Source organism: Nocardia farcinica (assembly GCF_001182745.1).
Classification (GTDB): Bacteria; Actinomycetota; Actinomycetes; order Mycobacteriales; family Mycobacteriaceae; genus Nocardia; species Nocardia farcinica.
Genome location: NZ_LN868938.1, coordinates 1,283,446 through 1,303,234 on the forward strand (window position 1 = coordinate 1,283,446; position 19,789 = coordinate 1,303,234).

At 72.9% G+C, this 19,789-nt stretch carries 2 protein-coding genes; one reads left to right on the forward strand and one right to left on the reverse strand.

Annotated elements, in window-relative coordinates; genetic code table 11:
- Positions 1–61: 61 nt before the first annotated feature.
- The gene (locus tag AMO33_RS31345; RefSeq protein WP_060591172.1) at positions 62–1,111 is read left to right on the forward strand and encodes an HD domain-containing protein; all 1,050 of its coding nucleotides are present in this window, start codon (positions 62–64) and stop codon (positions 1,109–1,111) included.
- On the opposite strand, the gene AMO33_RS06310 is transcribed toward AMO33_RS31345, so the two are convergent.
- Positions 1,101–19,211: an amino acid adenylation domain-containing protein gene (locus AMO33_RS06310; RefSeq protein WP_060591173.1), complete on the reverse strand. Its 18,111-nt coding sequence runs from the start codon at positions 19,209–19,211 to the stop codon at positions 1,101–1,103. The genes AMO33_RS31345 and AMO33_RS06310 overlap by 11 nt on opposite strands.
- Between the last annotated feature and the right edge of the window lie 578 nt (positions 19,212–19,789).

Here is a 19,789-nt window from a genome sequence, read left to right on the forward strand (position 1 = left end):
CACTGGGCGGGCCGATCTTCCGAAAGCACACTGGTGAGCGCACATTTCGGAAGGGAACACCATGACTGTTCGAGAAGCCGACCGCACCGGGTTCGCATTCCCCACTTCGGAGCTCGCCGTCGCCGCCGACGCGCTGGTCGCCGAGGTCTCGTCGCCGCTGGTCTACAACCACGTGGTCCGCGCCTACCTCTACGCCCGCGAGATGGCCGCGGCCACCGGCCTGCGGGCGGGTACCGACTACGACGACGAACTGCTCTATCTCGGCTGCATCCTGCACGATCTCGGCGCCACCGACTACGCCCAGGGCGACCAGCGGTTCGAGGTCGACGGGGCGGACGCGGCCGCGGAGTTCCTGCGCGCCAGGGACGTCGCCGAGGACCGGATCCAGGTGGTGTGGAACGCGATCGCGTTGCACTCCACCGACGGTATCGCCCACCGCTTCGGCACCGAAGTGGCGCTCACGCAGATGGGCACCGGCGCCGACATCATCGGCCGGGGCCGGGAACTGCTGCCCGCGGGCTTCGCCGAGCGTGTGCACGCCGCGTGGCCGCGCCTGGACGTCGGCTACGCCTTCGGCGAGGTGCTCGCCAGGCAGGTGCGCGACAACCCCGCCAAGGGCAGTCCGTTGACCTTCCCCGGCCAGCTCTGCCAGCTCTACTACCCCGATCAACCCGCGGTCACCTGGTTCGACGTGGTCGATGCGGCGGGCTGGCACGACCGGCCGGTGCCGATCGGGGACCGGCCGGTCGGCGCGGCGACGCCCGAGGAACTGGCGACGCTGTTCACCCGCTACTTCAACGCCGGTGATCTCGGCGGTCTGCTGTCGCTGTACGAGCCGGGCGCGGTGCTGTTCCCGATGCCCGGCGAGCGGCGCACCGGCCTCGACGCCATCCGCGAGTCCCTGCGCGGCATGCTCGATTCCGGCGCACGGATCGAGCTGACGGTGCGCGGCGTGCACGTCGCCGGTGAGCTGGCGCTCATCGCCAACGACTCGGTCCTCACCGGGGCCGGACCGGACGGCACGCTGGTGTCCACCACCACCGAGATCGCCCGGCGCGGCAGCGACGGCTCCTGGCGATACGTCCTCGACGACCCGTACTTCACCGCCTGAGCGGCCCGGGTCCCGGCGCGAGCCGTTCGTCGAGCACCCGGGCGATCCGGGCCAGCACGGACGGCTCGGTCATCGCCAGGTGCGCGGCGTCGACGTCGACATTGGTGATCTCACCGGCCACGACCGGCGCCCAGCCCCGGTGACCGCGGGCATCCGGTCGTCGGTCCCGTAGCGCGGTGAAGTACAACAGGTCGCTGTCGAGCACCCCCGGCTCCCAGTCCCCCGCGGCGCGGATCGACCGGTTGTAGGTGTCGGTGAGCCGTTCGATGGCGGCGGCGTCGATGGCGAGGCCGTCGCCGAGCCTGCGGCGGATCAGGGCGGCCGCCTCCTCGGGGGTGGCGTCGGTGGGCACGAAGTCGATACCGATCACGGGGCCGAGGTTGGCGATCAGCTCGCCCGCGGTCACGGTCGTCACGGTCGAGGCGTCGATGCCGTCCACCTCCGCGTCGAGCATCGCCAACAGCGCGACGTCCTCACCGGCGGCACGTATTTCGGCGGCGACCGCGTGGGCGATGAGACCGCCGAGCGACCAGCCGAGCAGGTGGTACGGCCCGCGTGGCTGCACGCCGCGGATCTCGGCGACGTAGCGGCGCGCGGTCTCGACGATGGAGTCGGGGCCCGGCTCCTCGCCGCCGAGCTGTGGCGCCTGCAAGCCGTAGATCGGCCGGTCGCCGGTGAGGAATTCGGCCAGCGGCCGGTAGCACCAGGCCAGACCGGACGCGGGGTGGATGCAGAACAGCGGTGGCTGCTCGCCGCCGGTGCGGATCGGCAGCAGCACGTCGAAGAGCGCGGCGGCTGGTTCGGGGGCGGGCCGGCCCGAGCGCATCCCGGTTTCGATGCGCTTGGCGAGGTCGGCCGGGCGCGGATCGGACAGGAACCAGCTGACCGGTACCTCGTAGTGCAGATCCCGGGACAGCTCGCCGGCCACCTGCACCGAGCGCAGCGAATTGCCGCCCAGGGCGTAGAAGTCGTCGTCGGCGCCGACCCGCTCGACACCGAGCACGTGCTCGAAGACTTCCGCGACCTCGCGTTCCAGCCAGGTCGCCGGTTCCCGGTATGCGCCGTGCGCGACGTCGGGTTCCGGCAGGCGGTTGCGGTCCAGCTTGCCCGACGGGGTGAGCGGCACGCTGTCGAGCACGACCACGGCACCGGGCACCATGTAGTCGGGCAGCTCCGCCGCGGCGTGCGCCAGCACGGCGTCGACATCGAGGGTCGCGCCGGGGGCGGGCACGAGGTAGCCGACCAGCCGGGCCGCCGCGCCGGTGGACCGCACCGCCGCCAGGGCGCGGGCGACGCCGGCATGCTCGGCGAGCACGGCCTCGACTTCGCCGAGTTCGATGCGCAACCCGCGCAGTTTCACCTGGAAGTCGGTGCGGCCCAGATATTCCAGGTCACCGGTGCGGTTGCGGCGCACCAGATCACCGGTTCGGTACAGCCGCTCACCGTGCCCGTAGGGGTCGGGCACGAACCGCTCGGCGGTCAATCCGGGCCGGGCGTGGTATCCGCGCGCCACCTGGGCACCGGCGAGATACAGCTCCCCCACCACGCCGGGCGGGACCGGCCGCAGCCGGGCGTCGAGCACGTAGGCGCGGGCGTTCCACACCGGCGTACCCATCGGGACGGCGCCGGTGTCGCCGGCACGGACCGGGCGCGCGGTCGCGTGCACGGTGAACTCGGTCGGTCCGTAGAGGTTGTGCAGTTCCACCTCGGGCAGCACCCGTCGCACGGCGGCCACCACGTCCGCGCCGAACGCCTCACCGGCCACCAGCAGCGCCCGCAGCGAGCGCAGCGCCGATGCCGGTGCCGACTGCGCGAACGCCGCGAGCATCGACGGCACGAACGAGGTGATCGTCACGCCGTGCGCGGCGATGACCTCCGCGAGGTAGGCCGGGTCGGTGTGGCCGCCGGGGCGGGCGATCACCAGCCGCGCGCCCACCGCCAGACTGCCGAACAGCTCCCACACCGACACGTCGAAGGTGGCGGGTGTCTTCTGCAACACCACATCGCCGGGGCCGAGCGCGTAGGCGTCGGTGAGCCAGCGCACCTGGTTCACCACCGCGCGGTGCGGGATCGCCACCCCCTTCGGCCGGCCGGTGGATCCGGAGGTGAACAGGATGTAGGCCAGGTGGTCGGGCCGTAGCGGGGCGAGCCGCTCGGCGTCGGTGACCTCCGTGGCGTCCAGACCCGCCAGATCGAGGTCGTCGAGCGCGGTGAGCACCACCACGGGAGCGGCGGTGGCCAGCATGTAGTCGATACGGTCGGCGGGCAGATCCGGATCGATCGGCACGTACGCTCCGCCCGCGGCGTGCACGGCGTACATGGCGGTCACCTGGTCCAGGGAGCGGCGCATCCGCAACCCCACCGCCGTCTCCGGGCCGATGCCGCGGGCGATCAGCCAGCGGGCCAGCCGGTTCACCCGCGCCGCGAACTCGGCGTAGGTCAGCGACCGGCCCTCGAACTCCACCGCGGGCTCGTCGGCGTGGGCGCGCACGGCGCGGCCGAACAGCGAGACCAGCGTGTCGCCGGCGGGCAGCGCGTGATCGGTGGCGTTCCACCCCACCAGCACGGCATCGCGTTCGGCGGCGGTCAGCAACTCCACCTCGTGCACGGGCCGGTCCGGATCGGTGACCAGCGCCGCGAGCATCCGCTGCAAGCGGTCGACGAAACCGATCACCGTGGTGGCGTCGAACAGGTCGGTCGCGTAGGAGATTCCGCCGGTGATGCCCGCGGGCGTGCCGTCGGCGTCGTAGCTGTCGGAGACGGTGACGTGCAGGTCGAACAGCGACGTGCCGGTGTCGGCGTCGGCGACCGTGGCCGACAGGCCCGGCAAGGCGAAGTCGGTGGCACCCAGGTTCTGGAACGCCAGCATCACCTGGAACAGCGGGTGGTGCGCGTGCGAGCGGACGGGGTTGAGTTCCTGCACCAGGCGCTCGAACGGCACGTCGGCGTGGCCGAAGGCGGCGAGATCGGTGGCGCGGACGTGCGCGAGCAGCTCGGTGAAAGTCGTGCCCGGCCGCATCCGGGTGCGCAGGACCAGGGTGTTGACGAACATGCCGACCAGATCGTCGAGCTGGGGTTCGCCGCGTCCGGCGTAGGGGGTGCCGACGGCGACGTCGTCGGTGCCCGCCAGCCTGCCGAGCGTGGCCGCGAGCGCCGCGTGGAACACCATGAACAGGGTCGTGTTGTGTTCGCGGGCCACATGTTCCAGGTCGGCGTGCAACTCGGCGCCGATCCGGATCGGCACGCTCGCCCCGGCATAGGACTGCACGGGCGGGCGGGGGCGGTCGGTCGGCAGCTCCAGCCGCGGGGGCAGATCGGCCAGGTGGGTGGTCCAGTAGTCGATCTGCGCGTGCAGCAGTGACGCGGGATCCTCCTCCGCGCCGAGCACCGCGCGCTGCCAGATCGCGTAGTCGGCGTACTGCACCGGCAGCGGCGTCCAGGCCGGCGCCTGACCGAGCAACCGCGCCTCGTAGGCGAGCATCATGTCGCGGGCCAGCGGTGCCAGCGAGGCGCCGTCACCGCCGATGTGGTGCATGGCGGCGGCCAGCACCCACTCGTCCCCACCGAGGTCGAACAGGCGGACCCGGAAGGGCGGCTGGGTGGTCACATCGAACACGCTGGCCAGGAACGCCCGCACCGCCTCGGCCACGTCGTCCCGGTCGACCCGGACGACCTCGGGCGCCGCGGCCGCCTCCGCCACGGGCAGCACGACCTGCACCGGCTCGCCCGCCACCAGCGGGTAGACGGTGCGCAGGATCTCGTGGCGGCCGACCACGTCGTCGAGCGCGGCGCGCAGGGCGTCGCGATCGAGACTGCCGGACAACCGGATCACGACGGGAATGCTGTAGGCGGCCGACTCGGGTTCGAAGCGGTTGAGGAACCACATGCGCTGCTGGGCGTACGACAGCGGCACACGCTCGGGCCGCGGCTGCGCGGTCAGCGCCACCCGGCCGGTGTCGGCGTGCGATTCCGCCCGGGCGGCCAGAGTCGCGACGGTCGGCGCCTCGAAGATCAGCTGTACCGGCACACTCGCGTCGATCGCGGCACCCAGGCGCGCCGCGACCCGGGTCGCGACCAGGCTGTTGCCGCCGAGGGCGAAGAAGTCGTCGTCGGCGCCGACCGGTCCGGTCAGCCCCAGCGTCTCGGCGAACACCCCGGCCACGATCTCCTCGATCGGCGTGGACGGCGCCCGGAATCGCTTGGGCTGCAACACCGGAGCCGGCAACGCGCGGCGATCCAGTTTGCCGTTGGGCGAGAGCGGGATCCGGTCGAGGATCAGCACCGCGGCGGGCACCATGTAGGACGGCAGCACCGCGGTCAGGGCAGCGCGCAGATCGGCTTCGGCCAGCAGCGCCCCGGCCTCGGGCACCACGTACGAGACCAGCATGACGGGTCCGGCGCCGTCGCGGCGCGGGACGGTCACGGCGTACCGGACGTCGGGACGCGCGGTGAGCGCGGCGTCGATCTCACCCAGTTCGACCCGGAAGCCGCGCACCTTGACCTGGAAGTCGTTGCGTCCCATGAACTCCAACGCCCCGGCCCGGTTCCAGCGCACCAGGTCGCCGGTGCGGTACATGCGCTCGCCGGGCCCGGCGTACGGGCAGGCCACGAACCGGCCCGCGCTGGTGCCGGGGCGATCCAGGTAGCCGCGTGCCAGCCCCGGGCCCGCCAGGTACAGCTCGCCCGCCACCCCGACCGGCACCGGCTGCAGGCGGGCGTCGAGCACCAGTGTCCGCATCCCCGGCACCGGCGTGCCGATGCAGGACCGGGCGGTCGGCTGCCCGCGGTCGACCGCGGTCGCGACGATGGTGGCCTCGGTCGGGCCGTAGAGCACCCGGAACTCCCGGACGCCCGCGTCGTCGGTGCCGGTCCAGCGGCGCACCAGGTCCGCGGGCACCTCGTCGCCGCCGGACAGCACCACCCGCAGGTCGTCGAGACCGGCCGGGTCGACGGAGGCCAGTGCCGCCGGGGTCACGAAGGCGTGCGTCACCCGCTGCGCCCGCAGGAACTCGCCCAGTTCCGTACCCCCGTACAGCTCGGTGGGCGCGATCACCAGCGCCGCCGCGCCCCCGACCGCCAACAGGATCTCGAGCAGCGAGGCGTCGAAGGACGGGGAGGCGAAGTGCAGTACCCGCGAATCGGGGCCGACGCCGTATCCGCGCTGCCCGGCCAGGAAATCGGCGATGCCCGCGTGGGTGACCGCGACACCTTTCGGCACGCCGGTGGAGCCGGAGGTGAAGACGACGTACGCGGTGTTCGCCGGCCGCAGCGGGCGCAGCCGTTCGGCGTCGCCGATCCGGCCGCCCGGCAGCGCCGCGAGCCGCGCGGCGGTGTCGTCGGCACGGGCGTCGGCATCGAGCACGACCCACTCGACGACAGCGGGCAACCGGTCGCGCACCGCGGCCACGGTCAGCCCCAGCGTCGCGCCGGAATCCGTCACCATCTGCTCGATCCTGCCCGCGGGATACCCGGGGTCGACCGGGACATAGGCCGCGCCGGTCTTCACCACGGCCCACCACGCCACCACCGACTCCACCGAGCGCGCCACCGCCACCAACACGGTGCGCTCGGGTCCGGCGCCGCGCCGGATCAGGTGGCGCGCCAGCCGATTCGACCGTTCGTCGAGTTCGGCGTAGGTCAGCCGCGTCTGCCCGGACACGACGGCGACACCCGCGCCGGCGCTGCGCGCCGCGGCGTCGAACACCTCCGGCAGCAGCACCGTCGGCGCGGGTGTTCCGCCGGTGCGCGCGAGCAGGTGCGAGCGCTCGTCCGCGTCCAGCCAGTCGATTTCCCCGACCGAGACCGACGGATCGTCGGCGACCGCTTCCAGCACTCGCACCAGCCGTCGTCCGAATCCCGCCACCGTTGCCGGGTCGAACAGCTCACGCGCATACATGAGCATTCCGGAAATGCCCTCTGCCACACCTCCTTTCCCATAGGAATCCGATACGACCCATTGCAGGTCGAACTGGGAGATCCCGGTGTCGGCCTCGGCCAGGGACACCTGCACATCCGGCAGGGTCACCTGCGTGTCGGCCAGGTTCTGCCAGGCCAGCATCACCTGGAACACCGGATGGTGCGGGGCCGAGCGGTCCGGGTTCAGATCCTCGACGACGCGTTCGAACGGCACGTCCGCGTGCTCGAAGGCGCGCAGATCCGTCTCGCGGGTGCGGGCGAGCAGGTCCGCGAACGGCTCACCGCCGTCGAGCGGCGTGCGCAGCGCCAGGGTGTTGACGAACATGCCGACCAGCTCGTCGAGGCCCGGTTCGCCGCGGCCCGCGACCGGGGTGCCGATCACGACGTCGTCGCTGCCGCTGGAGCGTCCGAGCACCACCGCCAGTGCCGCGTGCAGCACCATGAACAGCGAGGTGCCGTGCGATCGGGCCAGTTCCAGCAGGCGGGCGTGCAGGTCGGGGCCGATCTCGACCGGCATCCGCGCGCCCGACAGCGACGCCACCGGCGGGCGGGGCCGGTCGGTGGGCAGCTCGAGACGGTCGGGCGCGCCCGCGAGGGTGGTGCGCCAGAACGCCAGTTGCGCCGACATCAGCGACCCGGGATCCTCGGCCGTGCCGAGCACCGCGCGCTGCCACAGGGCGTAGTCGGCGTACTGCACCGGCAGCGGCGCCCAGGCCGGCGCCTGTCCGGCCGTCCGGGCGGCGTAGGCGGTCATGACGTCGCGGGCCAGCGGGCCCATCGACCGGCCGTCCCCCGCGATGTGGTGCACCACCAGCGCCAGCAGGAACTCTTCGGTCGTGCCCGCGAGTTCGAAGAGGCCGACCCGCAGCGGTACCCGCGTGGTCACGTCGAAGCCGCGGCGCACGAACTCGCCGATCGTGTCATCGACGGCGGCCGGATCGACGCGCACCGATTCCAGGGCGATCTCCGGTTCGTCGAGGATCACCTGCCGCGGTTCCCCGTCGGTCTCGGGATAGACGGTGCGCAACACCTCGTGCCGAGCCATCACATCGCGCAAGGCGGCCGCCAGCGCGGCGGGATCCAATCGGCCCGACAGCCGCAGCAGCACCGGGACGTTGTAGGCCGCCGAGTCCGGCTCGAACCGGTTCAGGAACCACATCCGCTGTTGGGCCAGCGACAACGGCAGCCGCTCCGGGCGGGCCACCGCGGTCAGCGCGACCCGCTGCCCGCCGCCCAGCGACGCGGTATGCGCGGCCAGGGCGGCCACGGTCGGGAAGTCGAACACCGCCCGTACCGGCACGGTCGTGTTCATCGCCGCGCCGATGCGCGCCGCCACCGACGCGGCACTCAGGGAGTCACCGCCGAGGGCGAAGAAGTCGTCGTCGGCGCCCACCCGGTCGAGGCCGAGCACCTCCGCGAACGCGGCCGCGACCGCCGCTTCCGACCACGTCGACGGCGCCCGGTATTCCCGTGCGGCGAAGGCGGGTTCGGGCAGCGCGTCCCGGTCGAGCTTGCCGTTGGCCGTCAGCGGCACCTCGTCGAGCACCACGACCGCCGCCGGGACCATGTAGGCGGGGAGCTCGTCGGCCAGCGCCCCGCGCAGCTGCGTCCCGGAGACGGCGGCACCCGCCGCGGGCACCACGTACGACACCGGCACCACCGCTCCCCCGCCGATCCGGCGCGGGACCGTCACCGCGAACGCCACCGCGTCCTGCGCCGCCAGGGCCGCATCGATCTCGCCCAGCTCCACGCGGGTGCCGCGGATCTTCACCTGGAAATCGTTGCGCCCCACGAATTCGAGGGCGCCGTCCCGGTTGCGCCGGACCAGGTCGCCGGTGCGGTACATGCGGCCGCCGTCGAACGGGCAGGCCACGAATCGGGCCGCGGTCAGCCCGCGCCTGCCCGCGTAGCCGGCCGCGACCCCGGCGCCGAACAGGTACAGCTCACCCACGACACCGATCGGGGCAGGCCGCAGCCAGGTGTCGAGCACGACCGCCGCCACCGGTCCGACCGGGCCGCCGATCGTGATCGGCGCGCCGGGGCGCAGGTCGCCTGCGGTGGCCCAGATGGTGGATTCGCTGGGACCGTAGAGATTGACCATCCTGCGGCCGGGCGCCCACCGCTCGACCAGTTCCACCCCGACCGCCTCCCCGGCCGTCGCCAGCACCCGCAGTTCGTCGAGCCCGTCGGCCGGGACGGTCGCCAGCGCCGAGGGGGTCACCACCGCGTGCGTCACGTGCTCGCCGCGGATCAGATCGGCCAGTTGCGGCCCGCCGTACACCTGCGGCGGTGCGACGATCAGCCGTGCGCCCGCCCCGTGCGCCAGCAGCAGCTCGAAGACCGAGGCGTCGAAACTCGGCGCGGCGACCTGCAACACCGCCGCGTTCCGGTCCACGCCGAGCAGGCGATGTTGCGCGGCGACCAGATCCGCGAGTCCACGGTGCGTGACGAGCACGCCCTTCGGCGTCCCCGTGGAGCCGGAGGTGTAGATCAGGTACGCGACGTCGTCGAGATGCACCGGACCGCCGCGCTCGGCGTCGGTGACCCGCTCCGCGGGCACGGATTCGACGGCGCGGCGGGTGTTCTCGTCGTCGAGCACCAGCGTCGCGACCGCCGCGGGCACCGCGGCACCGGCGGCGCTGTCGGTGACGGCGAGCGCGGCGCCGGAATCGGACAGCAGGAACGCGATTCGCTCGGCGGGCAGGCTGGGGTCGATCGGCAGGAACGCCGCTCCGGCCTTGGCCGCCGCCCACACGGCGGTGACGGCGGCGAGCGAACGCGGCAGCGCGATCGCGACGACACGATCGTGTCCGGCCGTGTGCGCCAGCAGGAGCCGGGCCAGCCGGTCGGACCGCTCGTCGAGTTCCCGGTAGGTCAACGCCTTGTCGGCACAGCGCACGGCGATCGCGTCGGGCGCTGCCGCGGCGGAGGCGGCGAGGATGCCGGGCAGTGTGCGTGGTTCCGCGCCAGGGCCGCTGTTCTCCGGCCGCATCGGCCCGTCCTCGCCGCCCCCGACGGCCGCCGTGGCGGCCTGCGGGTCGGCCGCGATCCGGTGCAGCACCGCGGTGTAGCGGTCGAGGATCTGCCGCGCGGCGGCGGCGTCGAACTCGCCGACCCGGTAGCGCAGGGTGATCCGCAGCGCCGACGTGCCGTCCGCCGCGGGCCGGGTCGGGGCGACGACCAGGCTCAGCGGGTACGGGGTGGCGTCGACACCGGCGAGTTCCTCGACTCGCAGCCCGGCCGAGTCGACCAGTTCCTGCAGGGCCGTCCGGTCGATCGGGAAGGACTGGAAGGCCAGCGCGGTGTCGAAGAGTTCCGGCAGTCCCGCGGCCCGGTGGATCTCGGGCAGGCCGATGTGGTGGTGGTCGAGCATGCGGGCCTGCTGGGCCTGGAGCTCGGCCAGCAGCCGCGCGATCGGCGCCGCCGGATCCAGCTGCGCCCGTACGGGGATGGTGTTGAGGTACATGCCCAGCGCCCGGTCCACGTCCGGCAGCTCGGGCGGTCGGCCCGACACCGCGGTGCCGAACAGCACATCGGTCTCCCCGGCCTGGACGCGCAGGGTCATCGCCCAGGCCGCGGCGAGGGCGGTGTTGACGGTGACCGCGGTGTCGGCGGCGACGCGGCGCAGCGCGTCGACCTCGGTCGCGGTCAGCTCGGCCACTTCCTCGGCGGTCGCGGCGGCGGGCACGCCGCGCGACACCCGGGTCGGTGCGGTGACATCGGAGAGCTCGCGCGCCCAGGCGGTTTTCGCCGCGTCGGCGTCCTGCCGGCGCAGCCACGCCAGGTAGTCGCGATACGACGGGGCGGCACCGGCGGAGTCGATGTGTGCCGGTCGGCCGTAGAAGTCGAGTAGCTCGCGCAACAGCAACGGCATCGACCAGCCGTCGAGGACCACGTGGTGGTTGGTGACGAGCAACCGGAACCGGTCCGGGGCCAGGCGGATCAGGGTGAATCGGATCAGCGGCGGTACCGACAGGTCGAATCCCGCCGCCGCGTCGGCCGCCGCGATCTCGTCGGCGGCCCGCCGCGGCTCGCTCCGGTCCGTCAGGTCGAGGGTGCGGAACGGCACGTCGGCGCGCGCGAGGACGATCTGGCACGGCCCGTTCGCGGTCTCGGCGAAGGCCGCCCGCAGGATGTCGTGCCGAGCCACCACGGCCTGGGCGGCGGCGCGCAGGCGCTCGCCGTCGACCGTCCCGGCGAACCCGATCATCGTCTGCACCGTGTAGTCGTCGCGGTCGCCGCCCAGGCCGGCGTGGAAGTGGATGCCGGCCTGGATCGGCGACAACGGCCACACGTCGGCCAACGCCGGGTAGCGCTGCCGCAACCGGTCGAGGTCGGCCTCGGCGAGCCGTACGAGCGGCGCGCCCGCGTCCGGCGCCTCGGTCGCGCCCTCGGCGCGGGCCAGCGCGGCCAGCGCGGCGACGGTCTTTCCCTCGAACACGTCGCGTGGTGTGAATCGCAGCCCGGCGGACCGGGCCAGCGCCACCAGTCGCAGCGACACGATGCTGTCGCCGCCGAGGGTGAAGAAGTTGCTGTCGGCCGTGACGGTGTCGAGCTGGAGCACCTCGGCGAACAGCCGCGCCACGGTCTGTTCGGCCGGCGTGGCGGGCGGCCGGCCCGACTCCTGCCGGGCTCGGACCGGCCTGGCGCACAACGCTTTCCGATCGACCTTGCCGACCGGAGTGAGCGGCAGGTCGTCGAGTACCACGATCGCGGCGGGGATCATGTAGTGCGCGAGCGCACGTTCCAGATCCGCGCGCAGCGCCGTCACGTCCAGTTCGGCGCCGGCCGCCGGGACGACGTAGGACACCAGCACCGGTTCCCCGGCGGGACCGCGCTGATCCACGGTGGCGACCCGCGCGACGGCGGGTCGGCGGGCCAGGTGGGCGTCGATCTCGCCCGGCTCGATCCGCAGACCGTGGATCTTGACCTGCTGGTCGTTGCGGCCCAGGTAGGCCAGTTCCAGGCCGTCGCGGCCGCGTACCCAGCGGACCGCGTCGCCGGTGCGGTAGAGCCGTTCGCCGGGCCGGTCCGGGTCGGCGACGAAACGTGTCGCGGTCAGGCCCGGCCGCTCGTGGTAGCCGCGGGCCAGGCCCGGCCCGCCGACGTAGAGTTCACCGGTGACGCCTACCGGCACGGGCCGCAGCCAGGCGTCGAGTACCCGCACCGACGTGCCGGGGATCGGCGCGCCGATGGTGACCTGGTCGCCGGGCCGCAGTTCGGTCGAGCCGGTCGCCCAGATCGTGGTCTCGGTGGGTCCGTAGTGGTTCAGCAGGCGACGACCCGCTCCCCAGCGCCGCACGAGGTCGGCGCCGGTCGCCTCGCCCACGACCGCGACCGTGGCCAGCGAGGGCACCCGATCGGGTGCCATCGTGCCGAGTACGGACGGCGTGATGATCGCGTGGGTGATGTGCTCGCGGCCGATCAGGTCCTCGAGCTCCGACCCGCCGTAGACCTGCGGCGGTGCGATCGACAGGCACGCACCGCGGCTGTGCGCCAGCAGCAGCTCCGACACGCACGCGTCGAAACCCGGTGACGCCACTTGCAGCACGACCGACGCGGTGTCCACCGCGAAGGCATCGGCCTGGGCCGCGACGAGATTCGCCAGGCCACGGTGGGAGACCTGCACGGCCTTCGGCGTTCCGGTCGAACCGGAGGTGTAGATCACGTACGCGGTGGTGCCCGGCAACACCGGGCCCGCCGGGCTGGGGACGGTGGCGACGGTTTCCTCGTCGGCGCGCAGCCACTCGACCGTTGTCGGAAGCTGGTGTGCGACAGCGTCGATGGTCACGCCGAGGGCGCAGTGCGCGTCCGCCAGCAGACCGGCGATCCGCTCGGGCGGATTCGCCGGGTCGATGGGCACGAAGGCGGCGCCGGTCATCGCCACCGCCCAGATCGCCACGGGTAGTTCCGCCGATCGCGGCGCCACCACGGCGACGAACGATTCGGGGCGAGCGCCCCGGGCGATGAGCCTGCGTGCGAGGTCGGCCGCCCGCTCGGCCAACGCCCGATAGGTGAGCGAGGTGGTCCCCGCGCGCACGGCGGTGGCATCGGGATGCGCTGCGGCGGTGGCGGTCAGGATGTCGCGCAGGGTGCGCGCCGGCAGTTGCTCGTCGGAGCGTGAAACATCTTCGGGCACACCTGGTTCCGCGGTGATCGCGGCGACACGGCGCTCCGGGTCGGTGACGATCTGGGCGAGGATGCGCTCGAACCGCGCGAGCAACGTACGCGCCTGCTCCCCGTCGAACCGATCGGTGGCGTACCGCAGGATCACGGTGTGGGTTCCGGTCTCGCCCGGCGCCGCCTGCCCGTCCCGCGCGGGACGCGGCGGTGTCACCTGCAGGCTCAGCGGATACGGGGTGGCGTCGTGTGCGTCGACGTCGACCAGGCGCAGACCCGCGTCGTCGAGGTCGCGGGCCAGCTCGTCCCGGCCCAGCGGGTAGGACTCGAGCACGGTCACCGTGTCGAACAGGTCGGCCACACCGGTGGCGCGCTGCAACTCCGCCAGACCGATGTGCCGGTGGTCGAGCATGGCCGCCTGTTCGGATTGCACGCGCACCAGCAGCTCGGCCACCCGCTCGTGCGGATCGAGCCGCACCCGCACCGGCACCGTGTTGATGAACAGTCCGATCATCCGCTCGACACCGGCCACCTGCGGCGGGCGGTGCGACACCGTGTTGCCGAACACCACGTCCGAGCGCCCGGTCAGGACGGTGAGCAGCAGAGCCCACGCGACCTGTACCGAGGTGTTCGCGGTGACGCCGTGCGAGCGGCCCAGATCCAGGATCGCCGCGGACGTGGCGGCGGACAGCTCCACGCCGACCTCGCCGCTGTCGGCGGTCACCGTGCGCTCACCACCGGTGACACGGGTGGGACTCTCGATCCCGGCCAGCATCCGCTGCCAGGCGGCGATCGCGGCGTCGTCGTCCTGCGCGTGCAGCCACTGCAGGTAGTCGCGGTAGGAGTGCGCGGGCGGGAGGTCCGCGCCGGTCTCGTCGGCGTAGCGCGCCAGCAGTTCGTGGATCAGCAGCGGCATCGACCAGCCGTCGAGCACGATGTGGTGGTTGGTGACGATCAGGCGGAACTCGGCGGCCCCGGTGCGCACCAGGTGGAACCGGACCAGGGGCGGGCGGGCCGGATCGAACGGGGCGGCCTCGGCGGCGGCGTGTATACGCAGACCCTCGTCCGGATCGGCCGAATCCGTCAGGTCGCTGGTGCGCCAGGCTGTTTCGGCCTCGCCGAGCACGATCTGCCGCGGCCCGTCCGCGCTCTCCACGAACGCGGTGCGCAGGCTGTCGTGCCGGTCGACGAGTGCCTGGGCGGCGCTGCGCATCCGGTCCGCCAGCACCGGGCCCGCGAGGGTGAGGGTGGCCTGCACGGTGTAGCCGTCCTGACCGTCGGTGTCGTAGACGGCATGGAACAGCAACCCGGCCTGGAGCGCGGTCAACGGCCACACGTCGGTCATCGCCGGATACTCGCGCCGCCACCGGTCGAGGTCGTCCTGCGTCACCGGGACCAGCGGGAAGTCCGACGGGGTGAATCCGCCCGCGTCGGCGGACCGCGCGTGCGCGGCCAGTCCGCGCAGCGCCGCCTCCCACAACCCGGCCAGCTCCGCGACCTCGGCCCGGTCGAGCACCTCGGCGGCGTAGTCCCAGGTGACCTCGAGTTCGTACCCGTCGGGCCCGTGCTCGGCGATCGCGTTCACATCGAGCACGGCAGGCAGCGCCATCCGGGGGTCGACCGTGGCGGTGAGGGCGGTGAATTCGGTGGTGGGCGTCCACGGCCCGGTGTGTTCGCCCGCGCCGACCCGGCCCAGGTAGTTGAAACTGATCTGCGGCTCCGGCGCACCACCCAGCACCGCGGCGCCGAGCGAGTCCAGGTGGCGCAGCATCCCGTAGCCGATGCCGTTGTCCGGCACCGCCCGCAGCTGTTCCTTGACCCGCCGCACGGCCAGACCGGCGGCGTCCCCGCCGGCGAACGCGTCGTCCAGATCGAGGTCGCCCAGATCGAGTCGCAGCGGGAACCGGGTGGTGAACCATCCGACCGTGGCCGCCAGATCGGCGCCGGGCACCGCCTGTTCCTCGCGACCGTGCCCCTCCAGCGCGATCAGCTCCGCGCCGCCGGACCGGCCCCGCGCCCGCCGCCACGCGCGCAACGCCAGGCCAAGGGCGGCCAGCAGGGGGTCGTTCGCGCCGCCGTGGAACCTGGCGGGCACGGTGGTCAGCACGGTCTCGGTGACCTCGGCGGGCACCCGCAGGCGCACCTGCTCCGCCGCGGCCGCGACATCGCGGTCGGGGTCGAGCCTGCGCGCACCGAGCAGGTCGTCCCCGCACTCGAGCTCGTCGCTCCACAGCGCGAGTTCGCCCGCCCGCCGGCGGGGCGCCTGCTCGACCAGACCGTGCACCCACCGCCGCACCGAGGTGGTCGGCGCGTCGAACCGCGGGTCGCCGCCCTCGGCCACCTGCGCCCATGCCTGCGCGAGATCGCCGAGCAGGATCCGCCACGACACCGCGTCGACGGCGAGGTGATGCACCACCAGCCACAGCAGATCCGCGCCCGCGTCGCCGCCGTCGAGCCACACGGCCTGCACGAGCACGCCGTCGTGGGGATTCAGCCGGTCGGCGGCGGCCTGCAGATGCCGGTCGACCTCGGCGGCGTCGCGCCGCGCCAACCGGACGCGGGTGAGCACCGCCGCGGCGTCGATCGTGCCGCGCTCGAGCACGTCGACGAAACGGTCCGCCGAGCCGGCGGCGCGCAGCACCGCGCGCAGCATGTCGTGCCGGTCGAGCACGGCCTGGATCGCCCGAACCAGGTCGTCGCGGCGCAGGTCCGCGGGCAACTGGACCAGCGCCGCCTGGGCGAACCGGTCGTAGTGCCCGCGCGCGAGCATGGCGTGCATGATCGGCGACAGCGGCATCGATCCGATGCCGCCACCGGGAAGTTCGGGCAACCGCTCGGCGCCCGCGTCGGCGGCGATCAGCGCGAGCCCGGCGACGGTCTTGTGGTCGAACACGTCCTGGGTGGAGAAGTTCAGGCCCTTCGCCTTGGCCCGTGCCACCAGCCGGATCGACAGGATGCTGTCGCCACCCAGCGCGAAGAAGCTGTCGTCCGCGCCGACCTCGGGCACGCCGAGCACCTCCGAGAACAGCTCCGCCACGATCCGTTCCCGCGGCGTCTCCGGTCGACGCCCGACCGGCACGGCACCGAAGTCCGGTTCCGGCAGCGCCCGGCGGTCCACCTTGCCGAAGGCGTTGACCGGCAGGCTCTCCAGCGGCATCAGCACCGTCGGCACCATGTGCGGCGGCAGCGTCGCGCGGGCGAACCGCTGGAGTTCGGCGACATCGAGGCGGTAACCGCGCACCGGCACCACGTAGGAGGCCAGTACGGTCGTGCCCGCCTTGTTCGGCACCGGCACGGTCACCGACAGCTCGACGTGCTCGTGCCCGGTCAGTGCGGCGTCGATCTCGCCCGGCTCGATCCGGTACCCGCGGATCTTGACCTGGAAGTCGCTGCGGCCCAACAGTTCCAGCTCGGGCTCGGCGCTGTCGGTGCGCCACCGCGCGAGATCACCGGTGCGGTACATCCGCTCCCCCGGCGCGCCGTACGGGTCGGCGACGAATCGGGCCGCGGTCTCGCCGACCCGGTGTCGGTAGCCGCGCGCCAGGCCCGGCCCGGCCAGATACAGCTCCCCCGGCGTGCCCGGCGGCACCGGTTGCAGGGTCCGGTCGAGCACCATCGCCGCGACCCCGCGGATCGGTCCGCCCACGGTGCGGTCGTGGCCGGGCCGCAGGCGCGCGCACGCGGCGGTCACGGTCGCCTCGGTGGGCCCGTATTCGTTCAACAACGCCCACGGCCCGGTCCAGCGTTCCACGACGTTCGGCGGGCAGACGTCGCCCCCGACCACGACCGCGCACAGTTCCGTCAGCGGTTCGGGATCGACCGTGGCCAGCATGGCGGGGGTGAGGGTCAGGTGGGTGACGCGCGCCTGGGCGAGCAGCCGGGTGAGCCCTTCGCCGCCGATGATCTCCGGGGGCACCACGACCAGCGCGGCGCCGCTGGCGAAGCAGGTCAGGAACTGTTCCAGCGAGGCGTCGAAGCTGGGCGAGAGCGCATAGGACACCCGCGAATCCGCGGCCATGCCGAAGGCGGCGACGCGGTCGGCGATCAGCCCGGCCAGCCCGGCATGGGTCACCTGCACACCCTTCGGCGTCCCGGTGGAGCCGGAGGTGTAGGTCAGATACGCCGTGTCGGCCGGACGCAGCGGGCGGGTCCGCTCGTCGTCGCCGACGGGCCCGTCGGCGGTGCCCGCGAGCGCCGCGCGGGTGGCCGGGTCGTCCAGCACCAGCGCGGCCACGCCGTCGGGCACCCGATCCCGGTGCTCGGCCACCGTGAGCACGGTCCGCGCGCCGCTGTCGGCGATCATGTGCTCGATGCGCGCGGCCGGATACGCCGGGTCGATCTGCACGATCGCCGCCCCGCATCGCGCGACCGCCCACGCCGCGAGGACCGATTCCACCGACCGGCGCAGCACGATCCCCACGGCCGTCTCCGGCCCGCACCCGAGTGCGACGAGCCGCCGGGCCAATCGGGCGGACTCGCGGTCGAGCTCGCCGTAGGTCACCGTCGCGTCGGGGGTGATGATCGCGGTGGCGGCGGGGTCGCGGCGCGCGGCCTCGCCCAGGATGTCGGGTAGCAGCCGCGGCGGCGCGGGGTTCGGTCCGCGCACGGGCAGCAGCGCCGCCCGCTCCGCCGGTTCCAGCAGCGGCAGCGCCGCCACCGGGCAGTCGGCGCCGCGGGCGAGGAAGGCGTGCAGGAAGCGCAGGAACCGCCGGTGATGCCCGGCCAGTTCGGCGCGGGTGTAGATGTTCGGGTTGCCCTGGAAATCGATGTGGGTGCTCTCGCGGCCCGCGCCCGGGTAGATGTTGACGAACAGGTCGGCGGTCGGCCCCGAGGTGAGCACATGCAGCCGCCCGGTCGTCTCCCCGAAGACGACCTCGTTCTCGATCATCATCAGGTTCACCGCCGGACCGAAGGACGCGGCCTCGTCACGGGCGATGCCCATGTCGGCGAAGATGTCCTCCTGGCGGTAGCGCTGGCGGCGCAGCGCACTGGTCAGCTCGCCCTGGGTGGCCTCGATCAACTCACCGACCGCGCGTCCGGCGACCCGCACCCGCAACGGCACCACGTTGGCGACCATGCCACCGGACCGCCGCAGCACCGCCGAGTGCCTGCCCGAGACCGGCAGGCTCAGCAGCACCTCGTCGCTGCCGGTCATCCGTGCCAGATACGCCGCGAAGGCCGCGACCGCGATGGGCGTGACGCTCGTGCCGCGCGCCGCGATCACCTCGTCCAGCAGGCGCGCGGTGTCGTCGGGCAGCGGGGCGCTGATCAGCGTCGGATGGATGGTGGGCTTGCCGACCCGGCCGGCCAGGCTCACCACCGGGGGCGCCCCGGCCAGGTGTTCGGTCCAGTACTTGCGGTCGTTGTCGAAGCGGGTGGAATCCCGGTAGGCCAGGTCCTGTTCTACGATGTCGGCGAGATTCTGGGCGGCGGGCAACGGGGCGTCCTCGCCGCGGACCCACGCGTTGTACAGCTCGGTGATCCGGCGCAACATCGTGACCGCCGCGAACCCGTCCAGCGCGATGTGGTGAGCACGCTGATACCACAGGTAGTGCTGCGGACCCACCTGGTACACATAGCTTTTCATCAACCGGTCGGTGAGCAGGTCGAGCGGGGCCGAATAGTCCTCCACCATCAACCGGTGCGCGGTCGCCACCGGGTCGGTGTGCCCGCGCAGATCCACCACCGACACCGGCGCGTCGAGGCTGAGGTCGACGAACTGGCACGGCTCCCCGTCCACCTCGATCAGACGCACGTGCCCCGACCCGAACTCGCGGCTGGCGGTCCGGCACGCCTCCACCAGCAGATCCGCCCGCAGCTCCCCGACGATCTCCACGTACTGCGCCACGGAGATCGGCGACCCGCCCGCCAGGTGCTGAGCGAACCAGATGCCCCGCTGGGCGGCGGTCAGCCGGAGGACCTCGGGGGGCGAGCTCGCCGCGCTCGCGGAGTCGGCTCGGGAATCGCCGCCGGACACCAGGTGCCGGGTCGCGTCGGGCGAGTGGCGGCGCGGATCACCCGACCACTCGGGGGTGCTGTCGAGGTTGCGCTTGGACTGGGTCACCGGACCTCCATTGATCCGTTGTTGCCGTCCGGCGGGCAGCGTCGGGTGCGCAGGGCTGTGCGCACCATTCGCGACGCATCGAAATGGTGTCTGTGCCCTCGGACGAGGAATTGCTCGTGACGGCACCGAAAAGCACGCCGACACGGGCGCAAGGAACCGTGGCGAACACGACCGGGTGAAATTCCGCCGGACTGCCGACGAATCACATTGTTCGAATTATCGACCGGTGTTTGCCGACGTGACCGTTGCGAGAATTCGCGATTCGGTCATTTCTGGCGATCCTCGCGTTTTCGCGGTCGCCCGGGTGGACCGTGCCGGTGGGGTTCCCAGCCGGCCACGGCCGCGTGCACGCCGTGTTCGTATCGGCGTACGCGCTGGTCAGGGGTAATGCTCGCGCCGCGGCACGGTTCCGCGAGCAGAACGAAGGTAGTGGATTTCATCGGTGGCACCGACTCGCCTCGGGACAATGGCGTACCGCAGTACGCGTCCGTTCGGTCGCAAGTCCATCGACGGCGCTGTCGCGAACTTGTCCTGTTGGCTCTCCGCAACCCCGACTATTGGGAGATTCGTCTGTGTTG